We start from the raw sequence: 13,167 nt of genomic DNA, 5'->3' as shown, positions 1-13,167 counted from the left end.
ATTGCTCGCGGCCCTTACTCCTTCATCTTCGCTCAAAAATAACGGGAAGTAATCATCTTTTTCTTCGTATAAAATTCGACCCCATCCTTGCCATTGGCATGCAAGTCCCCATAGAAAGAATCCTTCCAGCCTGAGAATGGGAAAAAAGCCATCGGCGCTGGCACACCCACATTGACGCCGAGCATCCCCGCTTCGACCTCCTCGCGGAATTGGCGCACAGCCTTTGCATTCTCCGTGTAAATGACCGCTGAATTCCCGAATCGGGATTGGTTCACTAAATCTAACGCTGCATCCAAATCCTCTGCGCGGAATAGCGATAAGACAGGGCCGAAAATCTCTTCTTTCGCAATCGTCATCTCTGGCTTCACATGATCGAAAATCGTTGCACCAAGGAAATAGCCCTCTCCTTCGCACGCTTCCACCGTTCTTCCATCGATAAGGAGCTGGGCACCCTCGGCAATGCCTTTCTCGATATAGCTGGCGATTCGCGTTCGCTGCTCGTTACGAATAATCGGAGTCAGCGTCACCTTCTCCTCCATCCCATTCCCTAGTACTAATTGCCCGGCAGCTTCTTGCAACTCACGAACAAACGACTCGCCATCCCCAACAACCACGACAGCAGAACACGCCATGCATCGTTCCCCAGCAGAGCCAAACGACGACATAATGATATTTTCAATCGTCTTCTCACGGTGCGCATCTGGCATGACAATATGATAGTTTTTAGCGCCAGCTAATGATTGGACTCGCTTACCTGCGGCCGACGCTCTTTCATACACATATTTGGCTACGGGCTGCGAGCCGACGAAGGAAACCGCTTTGACGGACGGTGATGTCGTTAAAGCATTCACTACGTCATGTGCCCCGTGTACGACATTCAGTACGCCGTCAGGAAGTCCAGCATCTTGCATCAGCGAAGCTAATTTGATCGCAGTCAGCGGTGTTCGCTCCGAAGGCTTCAAGACGAAAGTATTCCCGCAAGCAATCGCTAACGGAAACATCCAGCATGGCACCATCATCGGGAAATTAAAAGGTGTGATTCCCCCCACAACGCCTAGCGGCACACGAAATAGCTCGGAATCCATGTCTGCAGAAATGTTAGCTAGCGTGGAGCCCATCATATGAGAAGGTGCGCCGGCTGCAAACTCCACGCATTCGATGCCGCGCAGTACTTCGCCTAGCGCCTCTTTGTAGCTCTTTCCGTTCTCTTTCGTAATCAGCTCGGCAAGTTCATGCTCATGGCTCTGCAGCAGCTGCCAATAATGAAATAAGACGCGTGCACGTTTAGGAACAGGCATTCTATTCCATGATTCATACGCCTTCTGAGCGGCGTTTACAGCAAGCTCCACATCCTCATCTGTCGAAAGAGGCACGCGCGCAATCACCTTCCCCGTCGCAGGGTTGATGACGTCACTCATTTCACCACCCGCCGAGTCCATCCAAACGCCATTGATCAAATTTTGCAGGTTCGTCATCTTCGCTCATCTCCTGGGCGCTAGAAATTTTCTCCACAAGTTATTGGACACATTGTATAATAGGGTTCATCCCTAACATTTCACACTTACATTAACTTTCCTCCCATGAAAGTGGTGATCTTGCAATGGTACAGACCCTCTTACAGTTAACCGTTCACGACATTTTGCAGCGCCCTCTCTTTCAGAAGGCGGAGGCCATTGCAACGGAAGAAGCTCTGGCTCGTAAAGTTCGCTGGGTTCACATCATGGAAGTCATACAAGTCGGTCACCTTTTAAATGGTAATGAACTGATTCTTAGCACCGGGATTGGCTGGCAGGACAACGAAGAAACGAGTCTTTCATTCCTTCAACAACTAATCGACAGTGGTGCTTCCGGACTTTGTATCGAGCTGGGTACCTATACGAAGCAGCCTTTGGAACGAATGAAAGTGCTTGCCCTTCAATCGAATTTCCCGCTTATTTTTTTCCATGAGGAAGTTCGCTATATTGATATCACTCAGGATTTACATACGTATTTCATCCATCAGCATCACAAAATGGTCTCTGATCTAGAATCGCTCTCCACGAAGCTAAATCAGCTGCTCTTATCTGGCAAAGGCTTGCACCCGCTCCTCAAGTTGCTACATGAAACCACTCAATCGCAGGTCGCCTTTTTCCCTTTCGGGACAGAACCACTTTTCGTTCCACCACTACCGAAGGAAGAAGGTTCAGCCTTTTATGAAAAATGGATCTTCGGCGAAATGTTTCATTTGACCGATGTCAAAAACAAGCTTGCCCACCGACCAATTCTCGCCTTGGAACATTTGTTCGCAGACTTGCTTTTATATGCAGATCAAGAGCTTAGTGAGTTCCAAATTCTCGCCTTGGATCGTTTCGCTACAGCCATCGCCCAAGAGATGATGCGTACCACGTATATCGAGGAGAAAACCCGCTACAAACAGGATCTATGGGTGACAGATTGGTTAAGCGGTAAGCATTCGCTTCAGGAAATTCGCGACTATGTCATGACCGTCAAGCCTGCCGTGAAGCTCGGCCCAGTTATCGTCTGTGTGTTCGATTCGTCGTCTGAAAGCTCCAAAGCGCAAGAAACCATGCTTTTCCAGAAACAAATGATCGCTCGCTCCGTATTTGAAAGAGAAGGCTTTTATTTGTTGCCAACGGTGTATGAACAACGGATCGTCTTTATTCTACTAGACCAAATGCCTTCAAACACAAGCCATGAGCGAATTCTGCGCGTCATTCAGCGCCTTCAAAAAAATGAGGCATCGCAAGAAACTACGCTTTTCTCAACCATTCTGGGTATCGGAAAGGCGGTCAGCGACCCGCTTCAGATCAATGTCAGCTACAATACCGCCTTAGAAACCGTCGAGGTCCAGAAAGACATCGGCGTGCTCCCAAACCCCTTCTATCACGATCTCCACGTCTACAAAGTGATCCTGCTGATGAAACAATCGGGTCAGCTTACGTCCTACATTGATGCCTACATCGGGGGTATTTTGACATATGATCACGAGAAAAATGGTCAGCTTTTGAGAACATTGCACAAGTATTTAACGCTGTCTGGTTCCAAGCAGGAAACAGCAAAGGAGCTATTCATCGTTCGGCAAACGTTATACCATCGACTCGACAAAATCGCCGCGATCCTCGGTGACGATTTCATGATGCCGCAGAAGAGAATCGCCTTAGAACTTGCTTTACATGGTTATGAGTATGTGCACGGTGCCATTCGTTAAGCTTTAGAATTGCCCTGCGACAGAAGGATGTTGACGTAATACTTTCGCGCATTAGCCGTCGTCAAATGCAGCTTTGCCGTTTCCCCGCCGGGGTGCTCGAGATCCAGCCACGCCCCTTCGAGATCTTCGAGCACACCGACGATTTTGAACTTCTGCGAGACGTAGCCGTCTAGTTTTTGCTTTTCCGCTTGAAAGAGATCATATTCAGACATGGGCTGCACCTCCTTGGACCGTTTCCTTCTTCGGTTCTGTTTCAATGCATGCAGGAGCATACGTTCCCCTCTTCACGAATTGACCATTTCCGGCTTCACCAACGAATTGTTTATCCTGAATAACGAACTCTCCACGAGACAGCACCGTCACAGGCTCTCCCGTTATTTCTAGACCTTCAAACGGATTATAATCCACATTCATGTGGTGGGTTTCTACCGAAATCGTACGCTTCACGCTTGGATCAAAAATCACAATATCCGCATCCCCGCCGACGGCAATCGTCCCCTTTTTCGGAAACAAACCAAACAGCTTCGCACTTCGCGTCGACACGATATCCACGAACTGATTGATCGTGATCCGCCCTTTCCCCACGCCTTCCGAGTACAGAATGGAGAACCGATCTTCGATGCAAGGTCCCCCGTTAGGAATCTTACTAAAGTCCCCGAGCCCTAAATCCTTTTGACCGGTAAAATTAAACGAACACTGATCCGAGCCCACCGTCTGTAGCTGGCCTGTTTTCAACGCATTCCACAGCACATCTTGATGAAACTTCGGCCGTAAAGGCGGTGACCATACGTATTTCGCTCCCTCGAAATCAGGCTTTTCCAAATACGTCTGATCCAGCATCAAATATTGCGGACACGTTTCGCCCCAAATGTCGACACCTCGATTCCGTGCTTCCGTTATTTGCTGCACAGCCTCTTCGCACGTCACATGTACCACATAAAGCTGAGAGTTGGCTAACGCCGTGAGCTTCGCTGCACGCCCCGTTGCTTCACCTTCAATTAGGGATGGCCGAGTCAGCGCATGATAGATCGGGTCTGTTTGCCCCGCTTCGAGCGCCTCTTTAATTAAATACTCAATCACATCGCCGTTTTCCGCATGCACCATCACTAGCGCTCCATGCTTTTTCGCTTCCAGCAAGGTTCGGTACAGCGTCCCATCGTCTGCTTGGAAGACGTTTTTATACGCCATAAACACCTTGAGCGAGGTGATACCCTCTTCATAAATGATGGTCGGAAGCTCTGCGAGCACCTCATCATTGATCTCGGCGATCATCAAATGAAAGCTATAATCAATGACAGCTTTACCCGCAGCTTTCTGATGCCACGTTTGAACAGATTGACTAAGTGGTTTGCCCTTATTTGTCAAGCAAAAATCAATCACGGTCGTCGTTCCGCCGAACGCCGCAGCCCTTGTACCTGTCTCGAAATCATCAGCCGTGACTGTCCCGCCAAAAGGCATATCCAGATGGGTATGTGGATCAATCCCACCAGGGAACACATATTTGCCAGTGGCATCCACGATTTCCGCGCCTTCCTTTGTAAGGTTAAGGCCTATCTGCGAAATGACGCCATTCTCGATGAGAATATCCCCTTGATACTGGTCTGTTGCCGTAACAATCGTTCCATTTTTAATGAGTTTGGCCATAGTTACACAGCCTCCTTCTTCTCGGCATCTTTCTCCTCAGACAGCTTGGCAACAGCCTCTTGCCGCTCATTCCACGTCATAGGCGCTTCTGTTCCTTTCACCTCGACCATGGAGATTGCACCATCTACGGGACACACAATCGCACATAAATTACAGCCGACACAATCTTCTTCCCGCACCTTCAAAAAGGACTTCCCTTGATCGTCCGTATGTCTCTCAATACATTGATGCGAGGTATCTTCGCAGGCGATATGGCATTTATTGCAGTTAATACATGTTTCCGTGTCAATCTTGGCAACTACCGCGTAATTCAAATCCAAGTTGCCCCAATCTGAGTAGCGAGGAACGGATTTTCCGATAAGATCGGAGACGCTGGCAAGACCTTTATCATCCAGGTAGTTGTTCAATCCGTCAATCATATCCTCCACGATTCGGAAGCCATGATGCATAGCAGCTGTACAGACCTGCACACCCGTTGCACCCATCAGCATGAATTCAACCGCATCCCGCCAGTTGGAAATACCGCCAATACCGGAGATAGGGATGTTCACGCCTGGATTGCGAGCGCAATCCGCAACCATGTGGAGCGCAATCGGCTTCACAGCAGGACCGCAATAACCGCCATGCGAACCCTTGCCCCCAACATGCGGAATCGTGTTCCACGAGTCAATATCCACACCGGCCAGCGAGTTAATCGTGTTAATTAGCGAAATCGCATCTGCCCCGCCTCGAACCGCCGCTAGAGCAGTGCTCGTAATATCCGTGATGTTCGGCGTCAACTTCACGATGACTGGTGTCTGGGCGGCTTCTTTTGCCCACATGGTCTGCGCCTCGACGAGGTCTGGTTGCTGACCAGATGCCGCACCCATTCCGCGTTCCGCCATGCCGTGTGGACAGCCGAAGTTCAGTTCAAGTCCGTCTACGCCGACAGCTTCGACTTTCTTAACGATCTCATGCCATTTCTCTCTTTTCGGCTCGACCATTAGGGACACGACCAACGCGTGATTCGTGAATCGCTTCTTCGTTTCATAGATCTCCTTGAGATTGACTTCAAGTGGTCGGTCTGTAATCAGTTCGATATTGTTAAAACCCGCAACACGTTGTCCATTAAAATGCACGGCTGCGAAGCGCGAGGATGTATTGATAATCGGATCGCCAAGCGTTTTCCACACCGCGCCTCCCCATCCCGCTTCAAAAGCCCTCTGCACCTGATACCCCGTGTTCGTCGGTGGCGCCGATGCCAACCAGAAAGGGTTGGGTGACACAATACCAGCTAGATTCGTTCGTAAATCAGCCATGCTGAATCCCTCCTGATTCGTAGATCCTCTATTTCGGCTTTTTTGAACAATTTTACATTTACTCGGAACGTCAGTGCGTTATTTTGCCAAAATATAGCCCAAAACACACCATTTTGCATAAATATCGAACATATGTTCCCTCGCCATCCCTAACCTCAAGCCGTCGCCTCTTGCCCCTTCACCAGCTGTTTATAAATCGCGTATGCCGCCAATTTCCCCTGCTGGGCTGCCGAAACGACCATCGCTTCGCCCTGTCCTTCGCCAAAGATGACATCACCCGCTGCGAACACTTTCGGGTTTGACGTCATACCCGCCTCCGCATCTACCAGTGTCACTGTCCCCCGCGTATGCGCGAGTCCGAACTGTTCGATCAACGAGATATGCTTCGTCTGACCGATCGCTTTGATCACAGCATCCACCGCAATGGTGAATTCGGAGTCTGCAACGTGTACCGGACGTTTGCGTCCACCATCAACCTCGACCAGCTCCATCCGCACACATTCGATGCCGATGACGTTCCCCTGCTCATCACCGAGTATCCGTTTCGGAGCAGTCAGCCACTGAAACGCAACGCCATCGAGTTTGGCAAACTCGTATTCAAAATCATACGCGGTCATCTCCTCTTGTGTTCGGCGATACACGATCTGTACATGTTCAGCGCCAAGCCTTACGGAACATGTGGCCGCATCAATCGCGGTATTCCCAGCGCCGATCACGGCCACTCGCTTCCCAACGAGAGACTCATCGAGATCCGCAGCAATTTTCGTCGCTTCTACAAAGTCGATCGCATCGAATACGCCATTCAACGCTTCCCCATCTATCCCTAGCATAGGAACCTTAGACATGCCTACTGCCAACACAACCGCGTCATAGTCAGCTAGCAGCTCATCTGGACTCACCTCTACGCCAACACGAGTATTCACATGGAACTCGACACCGAGCTGTCTAACCTGTTCTACCTCCCATAGGGAGATCTCCTGAGGTAATCGGAACGAGACGATCCCATACGTATCCAAGCCACCTGCTTGCTCTTTCGCTTCGAACACCGTAACTTTAAATCCGAAGCGGGCTAGCTCCCGTGCAGCCGAGAGCCCCGCAGGTCCACTGCCAACAATAGCGACAGACTTGCCATTACTCGCGCCAGCTTTGAATAAAATCTGTTCATTTTTGATCGCCCAATCGGTCGCATAGCGTTGCAGTTGACCAATTAGAATGGGCTTGGACGAATGATTGAGTACGCAAGCCCCTTCGCACAATTCCTCTGTTGGACATACTCGCGAACAAGAAGCACCTACCGGATTCGCATCCATAATCGTACGTGCCGAGCCTTTTAGATTGCCGGTAGCAATCTTTTTAATAAAAGAAGGAATATCAATGCCCGTCGGACAGGCGTTCATGCAAGGAGCGTCATAACAGAACAAGCAGCGGTTGGATTCTTCGATCGCCTCTTTGGGCTTCATGCCTGCCTTCACTTCGGCAAAATTACGCTTCAAATCCGTTAGAGAAATAAATGTCGTACTCATCGTCGCTCCTCCTCCCTCATTTACAAATGGGTAATGACATCGTAGGTTTCCGGCCTGCGATCCCGATAAAACTGCCACACATCACGGACCTCGCGAATCACCGATTTGTCCATTTCCCCGATGACCACTTCATCCTGATCCCGACTGCCAATGGCAACGATCGACCCGCGTGGATCCACCACATACGACTGGCCATAAAATTCACCCATGTTCCACGGCGCTTCCGTCCCTACGCGATTAATCGCAGCCACATAATACCCATTGGCTACCGCGTGAGCGGGTTGCTCCAGCTTCCATAGATATTCCGACGTGCCAGCAACCGTTGCTGATGGATTAAACACAATTTCCGCGCCACCGAGCCCAAGCGCTCTAGCTCCCTCAGGAAAGTGACGATCATAGCAAATATACACACCTACCTTGGCAAAAGAGGTATCAAAAACGGGATATCCTAGATTCCCCGGCTTAAAATAATACTTCTCCCAGAACCCACATGATCCGCCGCCTGCGGCAACGTGTGGAATGTGATGCTTCCGGTATTTGCCCAAATACGCGCCGTCCGCATCGATCACAGCCGCCGTATTGTAATAGGAGGCAATCCCTTCACGCTCATAGATTGGAAGAATAATGACAACACCAAGCTCCTTCGCTACGTCCTGAAATAGCTTCGTCGTCGGGCCTTTTGGGATTTCCTCCGCCGCATCATACCATTTCGTTGTTTGCTCGGCGCAAAAATAAGGGCCATAGAAAATTTCCTGCAAGCAGATGATTTGCGCTCCTTGCGCTGCCGCTTTACGCACCAACCCTAGATGCTTCTGGATGGCTATTTCCTTATGTTTCGTAATCAGTTCATCTCCATGCACCTCATGGGAGGCTTGAATCAGACCGATTTTGACAACGCTCATGCTTGGATGCCCCCTTTCTCAAGGGCAATGCGACGAGCGGTACGATATAACAGTTCAGCTCCCAATGTAATATCCTCAGGGCTAGCATATTCCTTGGGATTATGACTAATGCCCTCCAGGCAGCGCACGAAGATCATCCCGTAGTCACATACATAAGACATTGTCAGCGAATCATGGAATGGGCCGCTCATCAGTTCTGGTGGCTTCATTCCCAAAAGACCTGCTTCCTGATGTAAGCTTTCTTTGATCCAGTTCGCACAATAGCGAGGCTCGCTATTCGTATCTTCCCGAATGGTATAGGAAAGTCCGTGCTCACAGGCTACATTCTCGATAACACTCAACAGCTCCGCCTCAAGCGCATGACGACGCTGAATATCGATGTCACGCAAATCTATTGTAAAGCTGACCTTCTCGGGGATAATGTTGCGAGAATCCGGGAACACCGAGAGTGAGCCAACCGTACCCACCGTTGGTGCGCCTGGTTCTCGACGCACTAGCTCGTTCAATGCGACAATGACCTTCGCGCAGCCTAGCAGTGCATCATGTCGCATGGACATCGGTACGGAACCCGCATGACCAGCGAAGCCAGTCATCTCTACCGTGAGCCATAAGGGACCGGAGATTCCGCTCACGATACCAATTGGCTCATCGAGAGATTCCAGCACAGGTCCCTGCTCGATGTGCAGCTCTAGAAAGGCGCCGATTCGACCCTCTTGAAACGCATATCCTTCGAAATCCGCAGGATCACAGCCGAACTCAAGTAACGCTTGTCGCCGTGTGATGCCGTTTTTATCCATCCGCTCCAGTTCATCCTCTTCCAGCTTGCCGGTCATGCCCCGAACCCCGAATAACCCTTTGTTGAATCGACTGCCTTCTTCATCACAGAAAGCGACAACTTCGATATTACATCTAGGTGTCACACCTTCTTCCACCATCGTTTGCACCGCTTCAATGGCGCCAAGCACGCCAATCGCACCGTCAAATCGCCCGCCATAGGGCTGCGAATCGACATGCGAACCAAGCATAAGTACAGGGGCTTGCGGGTCGCTCCCTCGCCAAACGCCAATCAGGTTAGCGAAAGGATCGATATAGGCTTCCATCCCCGCTGCCTCCATCCAGGATTTTACAAGCTCCACGCCAGCGCGATCTTCCTTAGAAAGGGCAAGTCTGCAGACGCCTGTTTCACCTATTTTCCCGATTTGCGCTAATTCATCGATATGCTGTTGTAGACGATCTGCGTTGATCCGGATCCGTGGGATTGTCGACAAGTCCTATCATCCTTTCTCCTGCACGATACCAAACACGGTAAGTAAGGTTTCGACGATAAAATTCACATCCTCATCTGTCGATGATAACGGTGGACTTAGCGTAAGAATGTTTGCGAAGCCATGTACGGTATCTCCATTTTTGCCGATGAGGAGACCTTTACTTTTACAATCCATGACAATCTTTGTTACCCGTTCAACTGAAGCGGGAAGCTTCGATTCCCGGTCCTCTACAAGCTCAATGCCCATAGCCGATCCAAAAATACGAATTTCTCCAACGTGCGGATGATCGTGTAATGGCTTTAATCCGACGCTAAATGCTTTCCCGATCTCCGCGGAACGTTCAACCAAGCCCTCCCTCTCGATAATCTCAAGATTCGTCAAAGCCACTTTGCAGGAAACGGGATTCCCACCAAACGTATTGATATGTCTAAAATGGCTCGTTGCCTCTTTCTCTTTGAAAGAGCCGTATAATTCGGCGGATACTGCGGTTGCCGAAAGCGGCGAGTAGGCGCTCGTTAACCCTTTTGCCATCGTGACGATGTCGGGTCTCACCTCATAATTCTGATGTCCGAATGGCTTTCCTGATCGCCCAAACCCGCAAATCACCTCATCTACGATTAGCAGCACATCATATTTATCACAAATACTTCTAACCATTGATAAATAGTTGTCAGGAGGAATAATCATTCCCCCGCCAGTAATAACTGGCTCTAGAATCACACCAGCAACGGAATCTGGTCCCTCCCAAACGATGGCATTCTCGATCGCTTGCGCACATTGCAAGGAGCACGATTCTTTCGTCTGACCGAAAGGGCACCGATAACAATACGGCGGCGGCACATGCTGGAAGCCTACACCTAGCGGTTCATATTTCAGTTTGCGCTGAGCTTGACCTGTCGCTCCCAATGCGCCCATGGAATTCCCATGATAAGCGCGATGGCGCGAGATGAACTTATGCTTGCTTGGCTTTCCGTTCTGATGATGATATTGACGCGCGATTTTGAACGCGACTTCATTCGCGTCTGACCCCGAGTTGGAGTAAAAAATGCGATACTCCCCAATAAGCCACTCATTTAGCTTTGCCGCTAGCTCAATGGCCGGTATATGGGTTTGAACAAGCGTTGTATACGCAATCTTCATCATCTGCTCAGCGGCGGCTTCAGCAATTTCCCGTCTGCCGTGGCCTACATTTACGCACCATAAACCTGACATGCCATCTAAATAGCGATTACCATCCATATCCGTCACCCAACTACCCTCGCCGGAGGCGACGATCATCGGGTTCTCATTATGAGCGGACATATGGTGCCACACATATTTGCGATCTTTCTCGAGTAGTTCCTCCTTCGTAGTTGGATCACCGACTCGTTCTGTGCTCATACGCGTCCTCCTCCTGTTGATCAACTCTCCTATTATATTTCTATGTTTGGAAAGAGGATGTCATCCCTAGCTTTTGTTCCTATTTTTCAATTGGTAGGAAAGGTATTGGAAGAAAGGAAAAGTGAGTAAAAGCTGCCATGAGAGTAGCTGTTAATCAAGTTGATCTTCCGTATCGCTTTCCTCGAAGAAGCACTTTCGAATGGCAGTTGTACGTTCATGAAATTGAGGAGATTCCCGAGTTTGCAAGGTGCGATTCTCACCAAAGGGGACAGGGTGGATACTATGCACACGACCAGGAGTTGCGGATAATACGATAATCCGATTAGAGAGGAATACAGCTTCCGTAATGCTGCGGGTGACGAATATGATCGTTTTGTTCGTTTTTTTCTTCATTTCGAGCAAGTCTACAAGTAATTTGTCTTTCGTAAAGTCGTCTAATGCGGAGAAAGGTTCATCCATAAATAGAATGGGAGGATCGAGGGATAATGCACGTGCAATCGCCACTCTTTGCTGCAAACCGCCGCTGAGTTGCCAAGGATAATAATCTTTAAACTTTGATAAGCCAACTGTACTGATAATGTGATCTACTGTATCTCCATATTCCTGGCGAGTGTGTCCCATAACTTCAAGTGGAAGTGCAATATTCTCACATACAGTACGCCATTCGAACAAAGTTGGGCTCTTAAATACAATGCCGAATTTCCTGCGCAGCCGGACATCTTTGGGGTGTTCTTTTTGAAGGGTAATCTGACCACTGGTGGGCTGAAGGAGATCAGCCATGAGTCGAAGCAATGTTGATTTGCCACAGCCTGAAGGCCCTAGTATAGAAACGAATTCATTCTGGCCTACGTCGAACGTGATATCTTGGAGGACTGTTACTTGCCTCCCTTTCTTTCCGAAGACCATGCCGACGCCTTCCAGCGAAATTTCCATTTTCTTACGGGAAAAGTCTGAATTCATCGGGCTCCTCCTTATTTACACTCGCAATGCGTCATATCTTTGTAAGCAATAATGACCCTATATGTTATATTATATATTGAAATTTTGAATTTTCATTATACATAGTGTTCCTAAATTAGGCCTCCTATTTGACAGAGTGTAAAATTCGCCTACATTTACATCCTACTCAATCCTACGAATAAAATTACATAATTAATGTTATGTAAACAAAATGGTCCTTCTTTTACGGTTACCATATTTTGTTCATATTCTCTATTTCTTCATTTTGATAGAATGTGTTTGTACCCACATTAAACATCTAGGAGGAACGATATGAGAAAGATGATTCTGCTTTCAACCGTAGTTGCCACAAGTCTATTATTCGGCGGAATTGCGAATGCCGCGCCTTCCAATTCGTACGTTGCTACTGATTCTGACACTTTTTGGTCCATTTCACTGAAGTTTAATGTGCCATTATCCGAGCTTATCGCTAGCAATCCCAGCGTGAATGCGGATAATATTTATGAAGGCGTTATCATTAACATTCCTGCTAAAGCAACTCAAAAGGCGAGCTGGGAAGTAAAAGCAGATGCGATCATTGCAACTGGCATGCAGCAGCTTGGTGTCCCTTATGTTTTTGGTGGCAGCACACCCAATGTTGCTTTTGATTGCTCTGGATTTGTTCAATATGCGTTTAATCAGCATGGATTTAATCTGCTTCATTCTGCTGCCCTATTAAGTCAATTAGGAACGCCTGTAGAAAAGAACAATCTTCGTAAAGGAGATCTAGTCTTTCTGCAAGGAACCTATACCACTGGTGTTTCTCATGTTGGTATCTACCTTGGGAATAACAAAATTCTTCAGGCAGGTACGATGGGTACAAGAGAAGTGAAAATCAGCACATTCTTTGGTACCCCCTATTATGATGCTCATTATTGGGGTGCGCGTCGTTTAATTAACTAAGTATTAAGGAAGGACAAAAAAGCCGGTGTATACCGGCCTCTT

At 48.6% G+C, this 13,167-nt stretch carries 11 protein-coding genes; 2 read left to right on the top strand and 9 right to left on the bottom strand.

What is annotated here, in order from left to right:
- Positions 1 to 32: 32 nt before the first annotated feature.
- On the bottom strand, positions 33 to 1,475 hold the full coding sequence (locus tag AC58P7_RS13960) for a CoA-acylating methylmalonate-semialdehyde dehydrogenase (protein ID WP_497343703.1): 1,443 nt from the start codon (positions 1,473 to 1,475) through the stop codon (positions 33 to 35).
- Between the two features lie 125 nt (positions 1,476 to 1,600).
- Here AC58P7_RS13960 and AC58P7_RS13955 point away from each other — a divergent pair, with 125 nt between their 5' ends.
- On the top strand, positions 1,601 to 3,208 hold the full coding sequence (locus AC58P7_RS13955; protein WP_497343701.1) for a PucR family transcriptional regulator: 1,608 nt from the start codon (positions 1,601 to 1,603) through the stop codon (positions 3,206 to 3,208).
- Here the strand turns inward: AC58P7_RS13955 and AC58P7_RS13950 are convergent.
- From AC58P7_RS13950 to AC58P7_RS13915, 8 genes are all read right to left on the bottom strand, one after another.
- Positions 3,205 to 3,420, bottom strand: coding sequence for a hypothetical protein (locus AC58P7_RS13950; RefSeq protein ID WP_497343699.1), 216 nt, complete (start codon positions 3,418 to 3,420; stop codon positions 3,205 to 3,207). The two genes, AC58P7_RS13955 and AC58P7_RS13950, sit on opposite strands and share 4 nt — an antisense overlap.
- Entirely contained in the window at positions 3,413 to 4,852 is a 1,440-nt protein-coding gene (gene hydA, locus AC58P7_RS13945) for a dihydropyrimidinase (RefSeq protein ID WP_497343697.1), read from the bottom strand. Before hydA ends, AC58P7_RS13950 begins: the two co-directional genes overlap by 8 nt.
- Positions 4,853 to 4,854: 2 nt before the next feature.
- Positions 4,855 to 6,150: an NAD-dependent dihydropyrimidine dehydrogenase subunit PreA gene (gene preA / locus AC58P7_RS13940; RefSeq protein ID WP_497343695.1), complete on the bottom strand. Its 1,296-nt coding sequence runs from the start codon at positions 6,148 to 6,150 to the stop codon at positions 4,855 to 4,857.
- A gap of 155 nt (positions 6,151 to 6,305) precedes the next feature.
- Positions 6,306 to 7,673 (bottom strand): NAD(P)-dependent oxidoreductase, encoded by a 1,368-nt coding sequence (locus AC58P7_RS13935; RefSeq protein ID WP_497343693.1) that lies wholly within the window; start codon positions 7,671 to 7,673, stop codon positions 6,306 to 6,308.
- A gap of 20 nt (positions 7,674 to 7,693) precedes the next feature.
- Positions 7,694 to 8,575 carry a nitrilase-related carbon-nitrogen hydrolase gene (locus AC58P7_RS13930; protein WP_497343691.1) on the bottom strand — a complete coding sequence of 294 codons (882 nt, stop codon included), beginning with the start codon at positions 8,573 to 8,575 and terminating at the stop codon, positions 7,694 to 7,696.
- A complete protein-coding gene (locus AC58P7_RS13925) occupies positions 8,572 to 9,843 on the bottom strand; it encodes a M20 family metallo-hydrolase (RefSeq protein WP_497343689.1) in 1,272 nt (423 codons plus the stop codon). The genes AC58P7_RS13930 and AC58P7_RS13925 overlap by 4 nt, the downstream gene beginning before the upstream one ends.
- Before the next feature lie 6 nt (positions 9,844 to 9,849).
- Entirely contained in the window at positions 9,850 to 11,223 is a 1,374-nt protein-coding gene (locus AC58P7_RS13920) for an aspartate aminotransferase family protein (RefSeq protein WP_497343687.1), read from the bottom strand.
- Between the two features lie 150 nt (positions 11,224 to 11,373).
- Entirely contained in the window at positions 11,374 to 12,183 is an 810-nt protein-coding gene (locus AC58P7_RS13915; protein WP_497343685.1) for an ABC transporter ATP-binding protein, read from the bottom strand.
- Positions 12,184 to 12,495: 312 nt separating this feature from the next.
- Between AC58P7_RS13915 and AC58P7_RS13910 the strand changes: the two genes are divergently transcribed.
- Positions 12,496 to 13,125, top strand: a complete 630-nt coding sequence (locus AC58P7_RS13910; RefSeq protein WP_497343683.1) for a C40 family peptidase — start codon at positions 12,496 to 12,498, stop codon at positions 13,123 to 13,125.
- Positions 13,126 to 13,167: the final 42 nt, after the last annotated feature.

The organism is Paenibacillus sp. J22FR5 (assembly GCF_059691975.1).
The sequence above is the reverse complement of the archived record's forward strand: the minus strand, read 5'-3'. Positions and strand labels throughout refer to the sequence as shown.

Excerpts from the sequence above, each read along its gene's own strand:
- AC58P7_RS13960 (WP_497343703.1), bottom strand. The coding sequence starts at position 1,475 with ATGACGAACCTGCAAAATTTGATCAATGGCGTTTGGATGGACTCGGCG.
- AC58P7_RS13955 (WP_497343701.1), top strand. The coding sequence starts at position 1,601 with ATGGTACAGACCCTCTTACAGTTAACCGTTCACGACATTTTGCAGCGC.
- AC58P7_RS13950 (WP_497343699.1), bottom strand. The coding sequence starts at position 3,420 with ATGTCTGAATATGATCTCTTTCAAGCGGAAAAGCAAAAACTAGACGGC.
- hydA (WP_497343697.1), bottom strand. The coding sequence starts at position 4,852 with ATGGCCAAACTCATTAAAAATGGAACGATTGTTACGGCAACAGACCAG.
- preA (WP_497343695.1), bottom strand. The coding sequence starts at position 6,150 with ATGGCTGATTTACGAACGAATCTAGCTGGTATTGTGTCACCCAACCCT.
- AC58P7_RS13935 (WP_497343693.1), bottom strand. The coding sequence starts at position 7,673 with ATGAGTACGACATTTATTTCTCTAACGGATTTGAAGCGTAATTTTGCC.
- AC58P7_RS13930 (WP_497343691.1), bottom strand. The coding sequence starts at position 8,575 with ATGAGCGTTGTCAAAATCGGTCTGATTCAAGCCTCCCATGAGGTGCAT.
- AC58P7_RS13920 (WP_497343687.1), bottom strand. The coding sequence starts at position 11,223 with ATGAGCACAGAACGAGTCGGTGATCCAACTACGAAGGAGGAACTACTC.
- AC58P7_RS13915 (WP_497343685.1), bottom strand. The coding sequence starts at position 12,183 with ATGAATTCAGACTTTTCCCGTAAGAAAATGGAAATTTCGCTGGAAGGC.
- AC58P7_RS13910 (WP_497343683.1), top strand. The coding sequence starts at position 12,496 with ATGAGAAAGATGATTCTGCTTTCAACCGTAGTTGCCACAAGTCTATTA.